Raw genomic sequence first — 17,411 nt, 5'->3', positions numbered from 1 at the left:
CCGGGGGGAGCTCCGCTCCACCCCAGACCCCCCTCGAGACGCGGGAGGTGCGTTCATGACCAGGAAGCCGTTGATCGCGGGCAACTGGAAGATGAACCTCAACCACCTCGAGGCCATCGCCCTGGTGCAGAAGATCGCCTTCTCGCTGCCCGAGAAGTACTTCGCCAAGGTGGACGTGGCGGTGCTGCCCCCGTTCACCGACATCCGCAGCGTGCAGACCCTCGTCGACGGCGACAAGCTGCTGCTCACCTACGGGGCGCAGGACCTGTCACCGCACGAGTCGGGCGCCTACACCGGCGACGTCTCGGGTGCCATGCTCGCCAAGCTCGGCTGCACCTACGTGGTCGTGGGGCACTCCGAGCGCCGGGAGTACCACGCCGAGTCCGACGAGGTCGTCAACAAGAAGGTCAAGGCGGCCGTCAAGCACGGCCTGACCCCGATCCTGTGCGTCGGCGAGCAGCTGGAGGTCCGCGAGGCCGGTGGGCACATCGAGCACACCACCGCTGCGCTGATCGCCGGGCTCAAGGGCCTCAAGACCGAGCAGGTCCGCGAGACCGTCGTCGCCTACGAGCCCGTGTGGGCGATCGGCACCGGACGGGTGGCCACCCCCTCGGACGCCGAGGAGGTCTGTGCGGCACTGCGCTCGGCGCTGGAGGAGAAGTACGGCGCCGAGGTCGCCCAGGACGTGCGGGTGCTCTACGGCGGTTCCGTCAAGTCCGGCAACATCGCCGACCTGGTGAAATGCGAGAACGTCGACGGTGCGCTCGTCGGCGGTGCCAGCCTCGACGGCGAAGAGTTCACGAAACTGTGCGCTCTGGCCGCCGGAGGGCCTCTACCCTGAGTTCATCGGGGACCCGCTACTCTTGGTACCCCGCCACCCGCAGTACACAGAGGATGACATGAAGCTGTTCCTGCAAATCCTGTTGATCGTGACCAGCGTGCTGCTGATCGTCGCGGTGCTGCTGCACCGCGGTCGTGGCGGCGGGCTGTCCTCACTGTTCGGTGGCGGTATGCAGTCGAGCCTGGCCGGGTCGAGTGTGGCCGAGAAGAACCTCGACCGCATCACGCTCGGCCTCGGCGCCGTGTGGCTCATCGCCATCGTCGGCCTCGGTCTGCTGGTGAAGATCTGATCGGTTGCGGCGTGCCTGGCGGGGGTGCGCCAACTCTCTGGTGGGTGTGAGGATTCATGGTTGGCGGTAACGCGATTCGCGGCACGAGAGTCGGTGCGGGTCCGTCCGGTGAGACGGAACGCGGGGAGACCGCTCCGCGGCGCCGCATCTCCTACTGGTGCGTGAACGGACACGAGTCCCGGCCCTCGTTCGCGATGGACGCCGAGATTCCCGACGAGTGGGACTGCCCTCGCTGCGGTCTCCCCGGCGGGCGGGACGAGCAGAACCCGCCCGCGGCTCCGCGCACGGAGCCGTACAAGACGCACCTCGCGTACGTGAAGGAGCGCCGCAGCGACGCCGACGGTGAGGCGATCCTCGCCGAGGCGCTCGAACGGCTGCGGCAGCGCCGCGAGATCTGAGTTCCCGACAGGGCACGGACAACACACCTGCGCAGGTTCCGCAACGACGGGCCTGCGCAGGTGTGTTCTCCGTTGACGTCGCTGTGTCGGCCCTCAGGTCGCCGTCATGGCCTGACTGACACGGCGACCGGGACGGCCAACAGGGCTGCCGGGGCGTCGTACCGGCGGCGTTCGCGTGCGGTGGTCAGCCGGTGACGGGGTAGCGGGCGCGTACCCGGAAGCCGCCGTCGTCGGTGGGGCCGGTCTCGAACGTGCCGCCGAGCAGCCGGGCGCGCTCCGCGAGACCGGTGAGGCCGTACCCGCCGGACGGGAGGCTGCTGCCCTGGCCTCGCGTCGGCCGGTCGTTGCGGACCTCCACGACCAGGCCGTCCGGCTCACCCGCCAGGCGCACCAGCGCCGTGGCACCCGGCGCGTGCTTGCGGACGTTCGTCAGGCACTCCTGCACCGTGCGGTAGGCGGCGGCCGACACCTGAGGGGGCAGCTCACCCGGCACGCGGTCGGCGTCGAGCGTGACCGGCACCTCGGTGCTGCGCACCAGCTCGTCGAGGTCCGCCAGGTCGTGCCGGGGTCCCTCCTCGAGCGCACCCGAGCGCAGCACGCCGACCAGCGAACGCAGCTCCTCCAGGGTGTTGGTGCTCAACTGCCGGATCGTCCGCGCGGTGCGTTGCATGTCGTCGCCGTCGCGGGTGACCGACAGCGCGCTGGCCTGCATCGCGATGAGGGTGATGTCGTGCGACACCACGTCGTGCATCTCCCTGGCCAGGCGGGCCCGCTCCTCGGCGCGCACGGCCTGCGCGTGCAGCCTGCGCTCGCGGTCGCGGCTCGCGGCCAGCTCGGTGAGCCGGGCGGACAGCTCGGTGCGGGCACCGATGAGCAGGCCGATGGCGACCGGCATCCCGGCGACGATCACGCCGTAGATGGCGTCCAGCGCGTGTTCCTGCCAGGTCATGGCGATGAAGTCGGGCAGCGGCCACAGGACGAACCGGCACAGCCAGATCAGTCCGGCACCCACCCAGACCTGCCAGTGCGTCTGCTTGCGCGTGGCCAGGTAGCCGAGTGCGATCATGGCCGCCAGCTGCGCCCAGCCGGCGAAGAAGCCGGGCACCGTGATCACCAGCGCCGTGAACGGCAGCCAGCGTCTCGCGAGCAGTGCCGCGCAGCTGACGGCGGACAGCACCACCGAGTACGGCTCGATCACGACGTCCGCGGGAAAGATCTGCCACATCAGCCACACGTCGAGCACGGCGGCGACGACGGCGATGGTGTCGACGGCGGCCGCGCGCACGGCGGGGCGCTGCCACAGGGCGGTGACCGGACGGGGAGCGGCTGTGGTTCGCCGCTGTGTCCGGTCGGCGGCCCCCGCGCCCGGGCCGCCGACCGAGACTCCGGGGATGGAAATTCCCTCGGTGGTCGTCATGGTTGAGACCTCTCGTCTTGTGGACTTGTAAGCAGAGAGGTTTCAGCGGCGGCCCCGGGACGCGCAACCCCGGAATTGTGTGCGGATGCTAACTCGTTACGGCCGGATACGGAGGGTTACTTTCCTCCGGGCCCGACCGCAGCAATCGCCCCGTTCCCTGCACAGTGCGCAGCGAAACGGGACGTTCACAGGGGCAAAAACTTACATGTGGGGGGTGGTGGGCACGTTGCCGAGCTTGCTCGCCGCGGCCTTGTCGACCAGCCACAGGGTGCGTCGCCTGCCCCGAGCACCCGCGACCGGCAGTTGCACCTCGCCGGCACCGGCGAGGGCCATCGCGACCGCGTCGGCCTTGCCCTCACCGGTGGTCAGCAGCCACACCTCCGCGGCACTGCGGATGGCCGGGAACGTGAGGGAGACGCGGGTCGGCGGCGGCTTCGGGCAGTTGCGCACCGCCACCACCGACCGGTCGTACTCGTAGGCGGCAGGCGACTCCGGGAAGATCGACGCCGTGTGCCCCTCGGGCCCCAGCCCGAGCAGCATGATGTCAAACGTCGGCACGTCGCCGTGGTCCTCCGGCCGCGCGTGGGCGGCCAGCACGTCGGCGTACGCGGCGGCGGCCGCGTCCGGGTCGTCGCCGAACTCGCCGTCGGACGGCGCCATGGCGTGGACCCGCTCCGGGTCCACCGGCACGTGGTCCAGCAGCGCCTGCCTGGCCTGCTTCTCGTTGCGCTCGTCGTCCTCGCGCGGGACGAAGCGCTCGTCGCCCCAGTACAGGTCCAGCCGCGACCAGTCGATCGCGTCCCTGGCGGGGGACTGGCGCAGCTGTTCCAGCACGGCGATGCCGGTGCCGCCGCCGGTCAGCACCAGCGACGCCGAACCCTTGGCCGCCTGCAGGTCCACGAGCCTGGTCACCAGGCGGGCGGCGCTCGCGGCCGCGAGCAGGTCCGGATTGCCGTAGATGACGACCTCTGAGGTGGTGCTCATGGTGTGTCCTTCGCGACCTCGTCGGTGACAGCGGGACAGTGGCGAAGGCATGACCCGGCGCGGGTCATGCCTTCGCCTTCGCCGACGCCGCCTTCTTCCTCCCGGCGGAGGCGGCGGAGGCGGTGGAGGTCTTCTTCCGGGGCGTCGACAGCTTGCCCAGCCCCTGCAGCGCCGCCTCGTAGATCTCGTCCGGGTCGAGCCTGCGCAGCTCCTCGATCAGGCAGTCGCGGTTGTCGCGCCGCTGCAGCGCGATCCGGCGCGTCGGCTGGCCCGGCTGCGTGAGCGTGCCGGTGCGCCCGTCGGGGCGGTGCAGCTCGATCGGCCCGGACGGCCGGTCCAGCGACACCGAGACGATGCCCTGCGCGCTCGTGGTCTTGATGCGCTTCACCGGCACCTTGAGGTACTCGGCGAGCCAGCCCGCGAGCAGTTCCGTGGACGGCGAGTCGGCCTCACCGGTCACCGACGCACCCGTGATGCGCTCGTACGGCGGCAGGTCCAGCGCCGACACCAGCTGGGCGCGCCAGTTCGTCAGCCGCGTCCACGCCAGGTCCGTGTCGCCGTCGGTGTAGGACCTGGCCCGCGCCTGCAGCGCGCGGATGGGGTTCTTGTCCGCCGCCGAGTCGGTGATCCGCCGCTGGGCGAGCTCCCCGAGCGGGTCCTTCGACGGCGCCTTCGGCCCGCCGCCGGGCCACCAGGTGACGATCGGCGCGTCCGGCAGCAGCAGCGGCACCACGGCGCTCTGTCCCTGGCTTGCCAGCGGGCCGTACAGCCGCAGCACGATGACCTCGCTCGCGCCGGCGTCGCCGCCGATGCGGATCTGGCCGTCGATGCGCGGCGCCGCCGTGCGCGCGCCCTTGGCCACGACGATCACCCGCGACGGGTGCTCGCGGCTGGCCTCGTTGGCCGCGTCGATGGCCTCCTCGAGCTGGTCGTCGTCCTCGGCCGCGATGACCAGGGTCAGCACCCGGCCCAGCGCCACCGCGCCGCCCCGCTCCCGCAGCTCGACCAGCTTCTTGTTGAGCTGCGAGGTGGTGGTGGATGGGAGGTCGATGATCACGGGCGCCTCCAGTGCCTGCCGCTGCGTTCGAGCATCCGCTCCGCCGACGGTGGACCCCACGACCCCGGCTGGTAGGGCTCGGGAGAGCCGCCCTTGGCCCAGTGCTCCAGCACCGGGTCGAGGATCTGCCAGGACAGCTCGACCTCCTCGTTCACCGGGAACAGCGACGGCTCGCCCAGCAGCACGTCGAGGATCAGCCGTTCGTAGGCCTCCGGCGAGGTCTCGGTGAACGCGTGGCCGTAGCCGAAGTCCATGGTGACGTCCCGGACCTCCATGGTGGTGCCGGGAACCTTCGAGCCGAAGCGCATCGTCACGCCCTCGTCCGGCTGCACCCGGATCACCAGCGCGTTCTGGCCCAGCTCCTCGGTGGAGGTGGAGTCGAACGGCAGGTGCGGGGCCCGCTTGAACACCACGGCGACCTCGGTGACCCGCCTGCCGAGCCGCTTGCCGGTGCGGACGTAGAACGGCACTCCGGCCCAGCGCCGGTTCTGCACCTCCAGCGTCACCGCGGCGTAGGTCTCGGTGGTGGAGTCCTTGGAGAAGCCACCCTCCTGCAGCAGGCCGGGCACCTTCTTGCCGCCCTGCCAGCCGCCGGAGTACTGCCCCCGCGCGGTGGTCTCGTCCAACGGCCCGACCGCACGGGTGGCGCCCAGCACCTTGACCTTCTCGGATCGCAGCGCCTTCGGGTCGAACGAGACCGGCTCCTCCATCGCGGTGAGCGCCAGCAGCTGCAGCAGGTGGTTCTGGATCACGTCGCGCGCCGCGCCGATGCCGTCGTAGTAGCCCGCCCGGCCGCCGAGACCGATGTCCTCGGCCATCGTGATCTGCACGTGGTCGACGTAGTTGGCGTTCCAGATCGGCTCGAACATCTGGTTCGCGAAGCGCAGCGCCAGGATGTTCTGCACCGTCTCCTTGCCGAGGTAGTGGTCGATGCGGAACACCGACTCCTCGGGGAACACGTCGTTGACGATCGCGTTGAGTTCCTTGGCGCTGGCCAGGTCGTGGCCGAACGGCTTCTCGATGACCACGCGCCGCCACACGTCCTCGCTGGACTCGGCGAGCCCGCACCGGGCGAGCTGCTTGGTCACCACGGGAAACGCCCACGGCGGGATGGAGAGGTAGAACGCCGTGTTGCCGCCCGTGCCACGCTCGGTGTCCAGGTCGCGCACGGTCTGGGCGAGCCGGTCGAACGCGTCGTCGTCGTCGAAGCTGCCCTGCACGAAGCGGATCCCCTCGGCGAGCCGGTTCCACACCGACTCGCGGAACGGCGTGCGGGCGTGCTCGGCGACCGCGTCGTGCACCTGCTCGCCGAAGTCCTGGTCCTCCCACTCTCGGCGGGCGAAGCCGATGAGGGAGAACCCGGCGGGCAGCAGTCCGCGGTGCGCCAGGTCGTAGATCGCGGGCATCAGCTTCTTGCGCGAGAGGTCCCCGGTGACGCCGAAGATCACCAGGCTCGACGGCCCGGCGATCCTCGGCAGCCGTTTGTCCCGGGGGTCGCGCAGCGGGTTGGTCCAGTTGCGGGTCATGAACCGAGCTCCTGTACGGCGCGCATGACGTCGGCGAGCCCCGCGGCCCGGTCGGTCAGGTGCAGCCGCAGCACGGGCCTGCCGCCCGCCGCCAGCACCTGGCCGTCGCCGAGCGCCTGGGCCAGCTGCAGGGTGCCGAGGGAGTAGGGCCGGTCGGGCACGTCCAGGTCGTCCTCCGCGGCGCCCGTCAGCTGCAGGAAGACGCCGTTGGGGTGGCCACCCTTGTGGTACTGCCCCGTCGAGTGCAGGAACCGGGGACCCCAGCCGAACGTGGTCTGGGCGCCGGTGCGCCTGGCCAGCTCGGGACGCAGCAGCGCCGCCGACGCGTCGTCCAGCCGGTCCAGGTAGGCCTGCACCGCGAGGTAGCCGCGTTCGGGCACGGTGCCGAGGAACTCGCGCAGCACGTCGGCCAGCGACCCTTCCCCCGTGGTACCGGCCGACGCGTAGACCTCCACCGAGCCGAGCACGGCCGACGGCTCGGCGGTGCCGTGCAGCGCCTGCGGGTCGTCCAACAGCGAACGGGCCGCCTTCTTGGCGGCCTCGACGTCGGGCTGGTCGAACGGGTTGATGCCGAGCAGCCTGCCCGCCACCGCCACCGCGTACTCCCAGAGCAGGAACTGGGCGCCGAGCGGGCCGCTGGTGCTGATCTTCGCGCCGTCCACGGCGGGCCCCACCGCCACCGGGGTGGCGTCGGACGCCGCGCCCGCGAAGCCGGGTGCCCCCGGGTTCTCCACCACCACGGGCAGCAGCCCGGTGCCCTGCTTGCCGGTCGACTCGGCGATGAGCTGCTCGGCCCAGTCGCCGAACCCGGCGATGCCCGAGCCGGTGTCGGCCAGCACGACCTTCTCGGCGCCGTCGGCGTGCGCGGCGCCGAGTGCGGCCGCCAGCCGCAGCGCCGGGTTGTCGGCGGAGTCGGCGGCCAGCGTGTCCGCCACGCTCGCCGCCTGGTCCAGCAGGCGGGCCACGTCGGCGCCCGCCAGCCCGGCGGGCACGAGGCCGAAGGCGGTCAGTGCCGAGTAGCGGCCGCCCACGTGGGGGTCCGCGAGGAACACCCTGCGGTAGCCCTCGGCCTCACCGAGTTCGGCCAGCGGTGAGCCCGGGTCGGTGACCACGACGATCCGCCGGGCCGCGTCGACCCCGGCCTCGGCGAAGGCCTTGGTGAAGATCCGCCGGTGGCTGTCGGTCTCGACGGTGGTGCCGGATTTGGACGACACGACCAGCACGGTGCGCTCCAGGTCACCGGCGAGCGCGTCGGCGACCTGGCCCGGATCGGTGGTGTCGAGCACCGTGAGCGCGACGCCCTCCGTGCCGGTGATCACCTCGGGCGCCAGCGAGGAGCCGCCCATCCCGGCCAGCACGACGCGGTCGACGCCCTCGGAGCGCAGCTCCGCCCGCAGTGCCTCGATCTCGCCGATCAGCGGCCGGGAGCTCTTGTGCAGGCTGGTCCAGGACAACCGGATCGACGCCTCGGACTCGGCGTCGGCGCCCCACAGCGTGGCGTCGGCCCCGGTGAGCTTGCTCGCCACCGCGTCGGCGACCAGCTTGTCGAGCAGGGGCGCCGCCGCGGCGTCGAGTGCGGCGTCGGAGATGGTGACTGCTGTCGGTTCTCCGGCCATCGGGTGTCAGCCCTTTGCCTTGTCGAGCTGACCGGTGACGGTGTCGAGCAGCTCGGACCAGGACTTGTCGAACTTCTCGACGCCCTCGTTCTCCAGGGTCAGGAACACGTCGGTGACGTCGATGCCCACGGCGGCGAGCCGGTCGAACACCTCCTGCGCCTGCGCGCCGGTGCCGGACACCCGGTCGCCGGTGATGTCGGCGTGGTCGGCCGCGGCGAACAGCGTCTTCTCCGGCATGGTGTTGACCGTTCCGGCCACCACGAGCTGGTCGACGTAGCGGGTGTCGGAGTACTCCGGGTTCTTCACGCCGGTCGACGCCCACAGCGGGCGCTGCGGGCTCGCGCCCTCGGCCTTGAGCGCGGCCCAGCGGTCCGAGGCGAACAGCTCCTCGTAGGCGGCGTAGGCGAGCCGCGCGTTGGCGATGGCGGCCTCGCCACGCAGGGCCAGCGCGTCGTCGGTGCCGATCGCCTCGAGCCGCTTGTCGACCTCGGCGTCGACCCGGGACACGAAGAACGACGCCACCGACTGGATGCCGCGCAGGTCGTGACCGTTGGCCTTGGCCTGCTCGAGCCCGGCGAAGAAAGCCTCCATCACGGCGCGGTAGCGCTCCACCGAGAAGATCAGCGTGACGTTGACGCTGATGCCCTGCGCGAGCGTGCTGGTGATCGCGGGCAGGCCCTGCTCGGTGGCCGGGATCTTGACGAAGATGTTCGGCCGGTCGACCGCCTTCCACAGGTCGGCGGCCTCGGCGACGGTCTTCTCGGTGTCCCGTGCCAGGCCGGGGTCGACCTCGATGGACACCCTGCCGTCGACGCCGCTGGTGGCGGTGTAGACGTCGCGGAACAGATCCGCGGCGTTGCGCACGTCGGTGGTCGTCAGCTCGCGGACGGCGGTGTGCAGGTCGGCGCCCCGCTGCGCGAGCTCGCGCACCTGCTCGTCGTAGGCCTCGCCCTGGGACAGGGCGGAGGCGAAGATGGTCGGGTTGGTGGTCACACCCACGACGTGCTTGTCGCGGATGAGCTCGGCGAGGTTGCCGGAGGTGAGCCGCTCCCTCGACAGGTCGTCGAGCCAGATCGACACGCCTGCCTGCGACAACGCGGCAAGCCGGTCGCTAGTGCTCATGACGCAAATCCCCTTCGGTTGTGGTCAGGCGTTCTTCTCCAGCGTGCGGCGCGCCGCGGCGACCACGGCCTCCGCGGTGAAGCCGAACTCCGTGAACAGCGTGGTGTAGTCGGCCGAGGCGCCGAAGTGCTCGATCGAGACGACCTCGCCGCCGTCACCGACGAAGCGGTGCCACGGCTGCGCGATACCGGCCTCGACGGCGACCCTGGCCTTGACCGTGGGCGGGATGACGGCGTCGCGGTAGCTCTGCTCCTGCGCGTCGAACCACTCCACACACGGCATCGACACCACACTCGTGGCAACGCCCTCGGCCTCCAGGGTCTTCCTGGCCTCGACGGCAAGCTGGACCTCGGAGCCGGTGGCGATCAGCACCACCTCCGGCGAGCCGTTGGAGGCCTCGGCCAGCACGTAGCCGCCCTTGGCGACGCCCTCGGTGCTCGTGCCCTCCAGCACCGGGACGTTCTGCCGGGTCAGGGCGAGGCCCGTGGGGGCGTGGATGTCCTCGAGCGCGGCCTTCCACGCGGCCGCCGTCTCGTTCGCGTCGGCGGGCCGCACCACGTTGAGGCCGGGGATGGCGCGCAGCGACGCCAGCTGCTCGATCGGCTGGTGCGTCGGGCCGTCCTCGCCGAGACCGATGGAGTCGTGGGTCCAGACGTAGACGACCGGGGCCTTCATCAACGCGGCGAGCCGCACGGCGGGCCGCATGTAGTCGCTGAAGATGAGGAAGGTCGCGCCGTAGGGCCGGGTGCCGCCGTGCAGGGCGATGCCGTTGAGGATCGAGCCCATCGCGTGCTCCCGGACGCCGAAGTGCAGGTTCCTGCCGTACGGCTGCGCCGAGAACATGTCCGTGCTGGCGCCTGCGGGCCCGAACGAGTCGGCGTTCTTGATGATCGTGTTGTTGCTCTCCGCCAGGTCGGCCGAGCCGCCCCACAGCTCCGGCAGCGCGTCGCCGATGGCGTTGAGCACCTCACCGGAGGCCTTGCGCGTCGCGATGCCCTTGGCGTCGGGCTCCCAGGCAGGCAGCTTCTCGGCCCAGCCTGCGGGCAGGCTGCGGGTGCGCAGCCGGTCGGCGAGCTCCTTGCGCTCCGGGTTGGCGGCGGCCCAGGCGTCGAAACGCTCCTGCCACTGCGCGCGGGCGGTCTTGGCGCGGTCGACGACCCCGCGCGTGTGGGCCAGCACGTCGTCGTCGATGTGGAAGCTGCGCTCGGGGTCGAAGCCGAGGATCTCCTTGACGGCGGCGACCTCGTCGGCGCCGAGCGCGGCGCCGTGCGCCTTGCCCGTGTCCATCTTGTTCGGTGCCGGGTAGCCGATCACGGTGCGGAGCAGGATGAACGAGGGGCGGGTGGTCTCGGCCTTGGCGGCGGCGACGGCCTCCTCGAACGCGACGACGTCCTCGGCGCCGTCCACCACCTGCACGTGCCAGCCGTAGGCCTCGTAGCGCTTGGCGGTGTCCTCGGAGAGGGCGATGTTGGTGTCGTCCTCGATGGAGATCTTGTTGTCGTCGTAGATCACCACGAGGTTGCCCAGCTCCTGGCGTCCCGCGATGGAGGAGGCCTCGGAGGTGACGCCCTCCTCGATGTCTCCGTCGGAGGCGATCACGTAGACGTGGTGGTCGAAGACGCTCTCGCCCTCGGGGGCCTCGGGGTCCAGCAGCCCCCGCTCGCGACGCGCGGCCATGGCCATGCCGACGGCGTTGGCCAGGCCCTGACCGAGCGGTCCCGTGGTGGTCTCCACGCCCGGCGTGTGGCGGTACTCGGGGTGGCCGGGCGTCCTCGAGCCCCACTTGCGCAGCTGCTTGAGGTCCTCCATCTCCAGCCCGTAGCCGGCGAGGAACAGCTGGATGTAGAGGGTGAGACTGCTGTGGCCCGCGGACAGGACGAACCGGTCGCGGGCGGGCCACTCGGGGTCGGTCGGGTCGTGCCGCATGATCCGCTGGAACAGCGAGTAGGCCACCGGCGCGAGGCTCATGGCCGTGCCGGGGTGGCCGCTGCCGCAGTTCTCGACCGCGTCGGCGGCCAGTACCCTGATCGTGTCCACCGCGCGGGTGTCCAGATCCGTCCAGTCGGCCGGGTAGTTCCGGCGCAGTAGTGGGTTGTTCTCGGCGGTCGAGGCGATTTCCGACACTGAACTCGGCTCCTGGGTTTGGTCTGCGCGTCTCTTCTGCTGTCCCTGACTACCCGGTGGTCCCGGCCGCCACCGAGCTTAATCGATCCCGTGCCGGGTACCCGGCTGATCTCACCAGGTAACACGGATGACGGGTCCGACCTGGCTCAGCCTAGGACGTCGGGGCGAGGGTCCGCGCGGGAGGTGATGCGGGGCCCGGCGGCGCCGCTCGCGGGTGCCGCCCCTGAAGCCGCGGCGAGCCTCTACTACGATCTGTCAAGGTGCCGGTCGCGCGAAGGCCGCCACCGAGGTACGTCTGACGCAGGGAGCGAAATGTCGTTGGTGCACGCTGCGCACGGGCGCAGTGAGAACACCAGCGCCGTGCATCCCACTGGCGAGTCCCCAGCCGGTGGCCGGCGAGGTATCCGACGTGTGGTCGGCGCGTACGCCGCCCTCGCCAAGCCGAGGGTCATCGAGCTGCTGCTCGTCACCACGATCCCCGCGATGTTCCTCGCGGGGCGCGAGATCCCCTCGCCGTGGCTGGTGCTGGCCACGCTCGTCGGGGGCACGATGGCCGCGGGCAGCGCCAACGCGCTCAACTGCGTCATCGACGCCGACATCGACAAGGTGATGAACCGCACGCGGCGCCGCCCCCTGGTGCGGGACTCGGTGCCGAGGCGTGGCGCGCTCATCTTCGGGCTCTCGCTCGGCCTGTGCTCGTTCGCGGTGCTCTACCTCACGGTGAACCTGCTCGCCGCGCTGCTGGCCGTCGGCACGATCCTGTTCTACATCTTCGTCTACACGCTGGGGCTCAAGCGGCGGACCCCCCAGAACGTCGTCTGGGGTGGCGCGGCGGGCTGCATGCCGGTGGTGATCGGCTGGGCCGCCGTCGAGGGCACCGTGCAGTGGCCCGCCTTCGTGATGTTCGGTGTGATCTTCTTCTGGACGCCGCCGCACACGTGGGCCCTGGCCATGAAGTACCGCGAGGACTACGAGCGCGCGGGCGTGCCGATGCTGCCCGTGGTCGCGACCCCGCTGCACGTCGCCAAACAGATCGTCGTCTACTCGTGGGTGATGGTCGGCTGGACGCTGCTGCTGGCCCCGGCCACCAGCTGGCTGTACGCGTCGTTCGCGGCGCTGGCCGGCGCGTGGTTCCTGTTCTACGCCCACCGGCTGTTCGCGGCGGTGCGGCGGGGCGAGCAGACCCGGCCGATGGCGCTGTTCCACCGCTCGAACACGTACCTGATGATCGTGTTCGTCGCGCTCGCCGTCGACTCGGCGATCGGCCTTCCGGTGCTGGGTCTGCCGTTCTGATGCTGCCTCGTGAGGGCTGAGCCGGAGGCAACCCGGCTCGACACTCACGAGCGAGTCGTGAATGAGGAGCCGGGTTCACCCGCGGCTACGCGCTCACGAGCGTGGCGGGCTCGTTCCAGTCCATGCGGTAGCGCTGCTCGGCGCCGAAGGTCTTCTCCGGCTTCATGGCCGTCTTCAGCAGCACCCGCATCATCACGGGCAGCAGTGCCTTCGCCAACCGGCCCGGCGCCTTGGCCTGGTTGATCTTGCCGGCGCGGGCGGCGATCCCTTCCACGCGTGGCCGCCTGCGGGCCTCGTAGGCGGCGAACGCGCTCTGCGGGTCGGGCAGGTCGCGCAGGCAGCGGGCCACCTCGACGGCGCTCTCGATGGCCAGCGAGGCGCCCTGCCCCGAGCTGTTGGACGGCGCGTGCACCGCGTCGCCGACCAGCACCAGGCGCCCCCGGTGCCAGTGCGGCACGCTCGGCATGATGTGCAGCGACCCGGTGACGTGCAGGCGCTCCGGGTCGATGTGACGCACCAGGCTGCCACCCGGGTCGTCCTCGCCGTAGGCGTCGTGCAGCCGGCGCAGCCACTCCTCGGTGGGCACGGCTCGCGCCTCGGTGAGCGACATCGGCTTGTCCTGCGGCAGGTTGGCGCCCCAGTGGGTGCGGCCGTCCGGAAGCGGCCAGTAGAGGTAGTAGGCACGCTTGCCGAAGGTGAAGAACATCGTGCCGGGCTCACCGGCCACGCGCCGGTCGATCACGCTCTCGAAGCCGAGCATGCCCGTGTAGCCGGGGCCGGGGGCGTCCGGGTCGACCAGGGTACGGACGGTCGAGTGGATGCCGTCGGCGCCGATCAGCACGTCGGCGGTCACGGTGGAGCCGTCGGTGAACCGGGCGGTGACGCCGGTGGCGTCCTCCTCGGCGGTCACGAGCCGCTTGTTGTGCTGGATCTCGATGCCCTGGCCCGCGGCCGTCTCGTGCAGCGCGCGATGGAGGTCGGCGCGGTGCACGATCTGCATCGGGGGCAGGTCGGCCAGCCGGGGCAGCTCGACGAGCCTGCCGCCGAAGGACAACGCCGACCGGGGGATCGGCAGGGCGGTGTCGGTGGCGGCGTCCCGCGCGCCGACCACGTCCAGGGCCGCCAGGCCGTTCGGGGCGATCGCGAGCGCGCCGCCGATGCCGTCGGCCGGGTTCGGGTACGCCTCGCAGACGGTGGCTTCGATGCCGGCCTTGCGCAGTGCCAGCGCCGCCACGGGTCCCGCGACGCCTCCGCCGATGATCAGTGCGCTTCGCACGCTTGCCATGTTTTCCTCCCAGGATTCGATCGCCGGGCCGGCACCCGCCGGCACCGGCTGTCCGATGTGGATCTCGCGTGCTCGAGAACACGCCCGGGAGGAGTCCGGTTATCCTGGCGACTGCGACCTCGTGGCCGGATTCGCTCCGCGGGTCTGGCTCGAGCGTGAGGCCGGTTGTGGCCTCGGGCCCCGGCGGTGACGCGGCAACGTCCCGCCGGGGCCGCGTTCAGGTCTGCGTCCCCCTTTCCTGCCGATCCTGTGCGGCCGCCACGTCGGGCGGCAGCTCGCCTGTGGCGTGCCACTGCCGCCACAGCGGCAGGCCGGGGAAGGTGCCGGAGGCGAGCTCGTCGACCAGCGAGCCGACCCACCTCTCCTCGGCCTCGCTGATGGCGAGCTGGTACTCGTCCTCGACCAGGAAGAGCCGGGGCACGTCCTTGCGGTGCCGCTCCAGCGACTCGCGCAGGGCCGCGTTCTCCCCGCGCAGGGCGTCCAGGCGCTGCCGCAGCAGTTCCGTGGCCTCGTCGGGGGAGAGGCCCGCCAGCACGGAGAGCCCGGCCCTGAACGAGGACTGGTCGCGGGCCGGTGTGGACACCAGCTCACGGGCCCAGTCGACCAGCTCCGAGTGACCGGCCTCGGTGATCCGGTAGACCGTCCGCTCGGGGCGCGCGCCCTCGCGCGTGCTGTCGACGACCTCGATGAACCCGTGCTTGGCGAGGTTGCGCACGACCGTGTAGAAGGAGCCCCACTTGATCCGCATGTCGTCCTCCTTGCCACGCGCACGCAGCACGGAGGCGATCTCGTAGGGGTGCATCGGCCGCTCGACGACGGCGGACAGCACCGCGAGCGCCAGGAGGTTGTTCACCTTCCGCCGACCGGCCATCGCTTCACCTCGCTGACGATTACTTGTCAACGAGTATACGCAAACGAGTATTGCCCGCCAGCCTCCAGCCGCGGACGGGTCGTGAAGGTTCCGCCGCGTTCTCACCGGGGCTGGACACTCACGAGGTGGTGGGGCTGGGAATTCCGGCAGGGCGGCGTTCGTTATAACTCGGCCATCCCGTTACCTCTCGCGAAAGTGGGCTGCTCTTGTCCGTGTCCCCGTCCAACCGGGAATCCTCGAACAGAGATCACAGCGAAAACACCGGCAAGACCGCCGAGATCGCCGCGGAACAGCGGTACGTGTCGATGCTCTACGGCAAGCTCGACAGCGAGCGGGAACTCACCAGCAGGCGGCTGCAGGAGGCGCTGCGCTCCGGCGGCGGGCCGCCGCAGGCCCAGGCCGAGCGTGAGGCGGCCACCAACACCCACAGCGACCGGCTGGCCCAGCTCAACTCCGTCGAGCAGGGCCTGTGCTTCGGCAGGCTGGACTTCGCCGAGGGCCACGACGGCGACTCGCCGATCTACATCGGCAGGCTGGGGCTGTTCGACGAGGACGACGACTACACGCCGCTGCTGATCGACTGGCGCGCGCCGGTGGCGCGGCCGTTCTATCTCGCCACCGCCGCCTCGCCGGACGGCGTGCGCAGGCGCAGGCACATCCGCACGCTGAGCCGCACGGTCGTGGGCGTCGACGACGAGGTGCTCGATCTCGGCTCGGCCGAGCACACCGACCACCTCGGCCTGGCGGGGGAGGCGGCCCTGCTGGCGGCACTGGAGCGCAGGCGCACCGGGGAGATGTCCGACATCGTCGCCACGATCCAGGCCGAGCAGGACCGCATCATCCGCGCCGACCTCAACGGCGTGCTCGTCGTGCAGGGCGGCCCCGGCACCGGCAAGACCGCCGTGGCGCTGCACCGCGCCGCCTACCTGCTCTACACCTACCGCCGCCAGCTCACCACGCGCGGCGTGCTGGTCGTGGGACCCAACAGCACGTTCCTGCGCTACATCGGCCAGGTGCTGCCCTCGCTGGGAGAGACCGGGGTGCTGCTGGCCACGGTGGGCGAGCTGTTCCCCGGGCTGTCCGCCACCGGCCTCGACTCGCCGGAGGCCGCCGAGGTCAAGGGCAGGGCCCGCATGGTCGACGTGCTGCGGCAGGCCGTTGCCGACCGGCAGACCGTGCCCGGTGACGTGCTGGAGATCGACGTCGAGGGCGAGTTGCTCACCCTCGACCGCGCCACATGTGAGCGAGCGAGGGCCAAGGCCAGGGACACGCTGCGCCCGCACAACCTGGCCCGCCGGGTGTTCGCCGACCGGCTGCTCGACCACCTCACCACCCAGTCGATCGAGCGGCTCGAGTCGAACATCCTCGACGACATCCTCGAGATTCCGCTCGACGGCGACGAGACCGACGACGGCGAGCTGCTGGACGCCCGCGACTTCGCCACGATCCGCCACGAGCTGGCCGACGACAAGAACGTCAGGGCGGCGCTGGAGTCGCTGTGGCCGAAGCTGACGCCCCAGGAGCTGCTCTCCGACCTGCTGACCGACCCGGCGCGGCTGGAGTCGGCGACCCGCGGCCACCTCGCCGGCGCCGACCGCGACGCGCTGCTGCGCAGGCCCGGTTCGCTGTGGACGCCCGCCGACGTGCCGCTGCTCGACGAGCTGGCCGAACTGCTCGGCGAGGACGACACCGAGGCCCGTGCGCGCCGCGCGGCGAGGGAGCGCGAGGAGCGCGCCTACGCCGAGGGCGTGCTGCACGTGCTGGAGCAGGACGAGGAGATCATCGACGAGGAGGTGCTGCGGGTCCGCGACGTGCTCGACGCCGAGCTGCTGGCCGAGCGGCAGGAGGCGAGCAGCGGGCTCACCGCCGCCCAGCGGGCGGCCCAGGACCGTACGTGGACCTTCGGGCACGTGATCGTCGACGAGGCGCAGGAGCTCTCGGCGATGGACTGGCGCCTGCTGATGCGGCGCTGCCCGAGCCGGTCGATGACTCTCGTCGGGGACGTGTCGCAGACCGGTTCGCCCGCGGGCACGTCGTCGTGGGCGGACGTGCTCGGGCCCTACGTCGAGGACCGGTGGCGGCTGCGCGAGCTGACCGTCAACTACCGCACCCCGGCCGAGATCATGGATCTCGCCGCGAACGTGCTCGCCGAGATCGACCCGGAGCTGCGGGCGCCCGTGTCGGTGCGCGAGACGGGGGACGAGCCCTGGCAGGAATGCCTGCCCCGCGAGGAGGTCACGAGCCGGATCGGCTTCGTCGTGGACGGTGAGCTGGCCAGGGTGGACGGCGGCACGGTGGCCGTGCTGTGCCCGGCCTCGCTGGAGGGCGAGCTGGCGGGGGAGCTCGCCGGTGCGGGCGGCACCACGCCCGAGGACGACACCCCGCGTGTGTCGGTGCTCACGGTCGACCGGGCCAAGGGCCTCGAGTTCGACGGGGTCGTCGTGGTGGCTCCCGGCGAGATCGTCGACGAGTCGCCGCGCGGGCTCAACGATCTCTACGTGGCGCTGACGCGGGCGACGAAACGGCTCGGCATCGTCCACACTTCCGCGCCGCTGAAGGCACTCTCGGGCGCACAAAACGCCCGGTGA

At 71.3% G+C, this 17,411-nt stretch carries 14 protein-coding genes; 5 read left to right on the top strand and 9 right to left on the bottom strand.

The genetic code is table 11. The features are described from left to right. The first annotated feature begins 55 nt into the window (after positions 1-55). From tpiA to BAY60_RS31635, 3 genes are read left to right on the top strand one after another with little or no spacing between them, the layout of a single operon-like run. A complete protein-coding gene (gene tpiA / locus BAY60_RS31645) occupies positions 56-841 on the top strand; it encodes a triose-phosphate isomerase (protein WP_112285070.1) in 786 nt (261 codons plus the stop codon). A 58-nt stretch (positions 842-899) separates the two neighbouring features. After that, complete coding sequence (secG, locus tag BAY60_RS31640; RefSeq protein WP_112285069.1) at positions 900-1,130, top strand: preprotein translocase subunit SecG; 231 nt, start codon at positions 900-902, stop codon at positions 1,128-1,130. Positions 1,131-1,186: 56 nt separating this feature from the next. Continuing rightward, positions 1,187-1,528: an RNA polymerase-binding protein RbpA gene (locus BAY60_RS31635; protein WP_112285068.1), complete on the top strand. Its 342-nt coding sequence runs from the start codon at positions 1,187-1,189 to the stop codon at positions 1,526-1,528. Positions 1,529-1,712: 184 nt separating this feature from the next. On the opposite strand, the gene BAY60_RS31630 is transcribed toward BAY60_RS31635, so the two are convergent. The 7 genes from BAY60_RS31630 to tkt all read right to left on the bottom strand — a co-directional run bounded on the left by BAY60_RS31630 (position 1,713) and on the right by tkt (position 11,374). Further along, positions 1,713-2,945, bottom strand: a complete 1,233-nt coding sequence (locus BAY60_RS31630; RefSeq protein WP_112285067.1) for a sensor histidine kinase — start codon at positions 2,943-2,945, stop codon at positions 1,713-1,715. A 201-nt stretch (positions 2,946-3,146) separates the two neighbouring features. Next, a complete protein-coding gene (pgl, locus tag BAY60_RS31625; RefSeq protein WP_112285066.1) occupies positions 3,147-3,929 on the bottom strand; it encodes a 6-phosphogluconolactonase in 783 nt (260 codons plus the stop codon). 64 nt (positions 3,930-3,993) lie between these two features. Continuing rightward, positions 3,994-4,986, bottom strand: a complete 993-nt coding sequence (gene opcA, locus BAY60_RS31620; RefSeq protein ID WP_112285065.1) for a glucose-6-phosphate dehydrogenase assembly protein OpcA — start codon at positions 4,984-4,986, stop codon at positions 3,994-3,996. Then, positions 4,983-6,512 carry a glucose-6-phosphate dehydrogenase gene (zwf, locus tag BAY60_RS31615; RefSeq protein WP_112285064.1) on the bottom strand — a complete coding sequence of 510 codons (1,530 nt, stop codon included), beginning with the start codon at positions 6,510-6,512 and terminating at the stop codon, positions 4,983-4,985. The genes opcA and zwf overlap by 4 nt, the downstream gene beginning before the upstream one ends. Further along, positions 6,509-8,128 carry a glucose-6-phosphate isomerase gene (locus BAY60_RS31610; RefSeq protein ID WP_112285063.1) on the bottom strand — a complete coding sequence of 540 codons (1,620 nt, stop codon included), beginning with the start codon at positions 8,126-8,128 and terminating at the stop codon, positions 6,509-6,511. The genes zwf and BAY60_RS31610 overlap by 4 nt, the downstream gene beginning before the upstream one ends. A 6-nt stretch (positions 8,129-8,134) precedes the next feature. After that, positions 8,135-9,250: a transaldolase gene (tal, locus tag BAY60_RS31605; protein ID WP_112285062.1), complete on the bottom strand. Its 1,116-nt coding sequence runs from the start codon at positions 9,248-9,250 to the stop codon at positions 8,135-8,137. Positions 9,251-9,274: 24 nt separating this feature from the next. After that, a complete protein-coding gene (gene tkt, locus BAY60_RS31600) occupies positions 9,275-11,374 on the bottom strand; it encodes a transketolase (protein WP_112285061.1) in 2,100 nt (699 codons plus the stop codon). A 312-nt stretch (positions 11,375-11,686) separates the two neighbouring features. Here tkt and BAY60_RS31595 point away from each other — a divergent pair, with 312 nt between their 5' ends. Further along, a complete protein-coding gene (locus BAY60_RS31595) occupies positions 11,687-12,667 on the top strand; it encodes a heme o synthase (RefSeq protein WP_112285060.1) in 981 nt (326 codons plus the stop codon). An 85-nt stretch (positions 12,668-12,752) separates the two neighbouring features. Here the strand turns inward: BAY60_RS31595 and BAY60_RS31590 are convergent, their stop codons facing one another. Both BAY60_RS31590 and BAY60_RS31585 read right to left on the bottom strand, forming a co-directional pair. After that, on the bottom strand, positions 12,753-13,952 hold the full coding sequence (locus BAY60_RS31590; protein WP_112285059.1) for an FAD-dependent monooxygenase: 1,200 nt from the start codon (positions 13,950-13,952) through the stop codon (positions 12,753-12,755). A 217-nt stretch (positions 13,953-14,169) separates the two neighbouring features. After that, positions 14,170-14,823: a PadR family transcriptional regulator gene (locus tag BAY60_RS31585; protein ID WP_112285058.1), complete on the bottom strand. Its 654-nt coding sequence runs from the start codon at positions 14,821-14,823 to the stop codon at positions 14,170-14,172. A gap of 206 nt (positions 14,824-15,029) precedes the next feature. Here BAY60_RS31585 and BAY60_RS31580 point away from each other — a divergent pair, with 206 nt between their 5' ends. Further along, positions 15,030-17,411 carry a HelD family protein gene (locus BAY60_RS31580; RefSeq protein WP_425466496.1) on the top strand — a complete coding sequence of 794 codons (2,382 nt, stop codon included), beginning with the start codon at positions 15,030-15,032 and terminating at the stop codon, positions 17,409-17,411.

Origin of the sequence: Prauserella muralis, from assembly GCF_003202285.1 — a bacterium.
Classification (GTDB): Bacteria; Actinomycetota; Actinomycetes; order Mycobacteriales; family Pseudonocardiaceae; genus Prauserella_B; species Prauserella_B muralis.
The sequence above is the reverse complement of the archived record's forward strand: the minus strand, read 5'-3'. Positions and strand labels throughout refer to the sequence as shown.

Coding starts and splice junctions, on each gene's coding strand:
- BAY60_RS31630 (WP_112285067.1), bottom strand. CDS start 2,945: ATGACGACCACCGAGGGAATTTCCATCCCCGGAGTCTCGGTCGGCGGC.
- tal (WP_112285062.1), bottom strand. CDS start 9,250: ATGAGCACTAGCGACCGGCTTGCCGCGTTGTCGCAGGCAGGCGTGTCG.
- pgl (WP_112285066.1), bottom strand. CDS start 3,929: ATGAGCACCACCTCAGAGGTCGTCATCTACGGCAATCCGGACCTGCTC.
- BAY60_RS31590 (WP_112285059.1), bottom strand. CDS start 13,952: ATGGCAAGCGTGCGAAGCGCACTGATCATCGGCGGAGGCGTCGCGGGA.
- BAY60_RS31595 (WP_112285060.1), top strand. CDS start 11,687: ATGTCGTTGGTGCACGCTGCGCACGGGCGCAGTGAGAACACCAGCGCC.
- tpiA (WP_112285070.1), top strand. CDS start 56: ATGACCAGGAAGCCGTTGATCGCGGGCAACTGGAAGATGAACCTCAAC.
- zwf (WP_112285064.1), bottom strand. CDS start 6,512: ATGACCCGCAACTGGACCAACCCGCTGCGCGACCCCCGGGACAAACGG.
- BAY60_RS31585 (WP_112285058.1), bottom strand. CDS start 14,823: ATGGCCGGTCGGCGGAAGGTGAACAACCTCCTGGCGCTCGCGGTGCTG.
- BAY60_RS31610 (WP_112285063.1), bottom strand. CDS start 8,128: ATGGCCGGAGAACCGACAGCAGTCACCATCTCCGACGCCGCACTCGAC.
- secG (WP_112285069.1), top strand. CDS start 900: ATGAAGCTGTTCCTGCAAATCCTGTTGATCGTGACCAGCGTGCTGCTG.
- BAY60_RS31635 (WP_112285068.1), top strand. CDS start 1,187: ATGGTTGGCGGTAACGCGATTCGCGGCACGAGAGTCGGTGCGGGTCCG.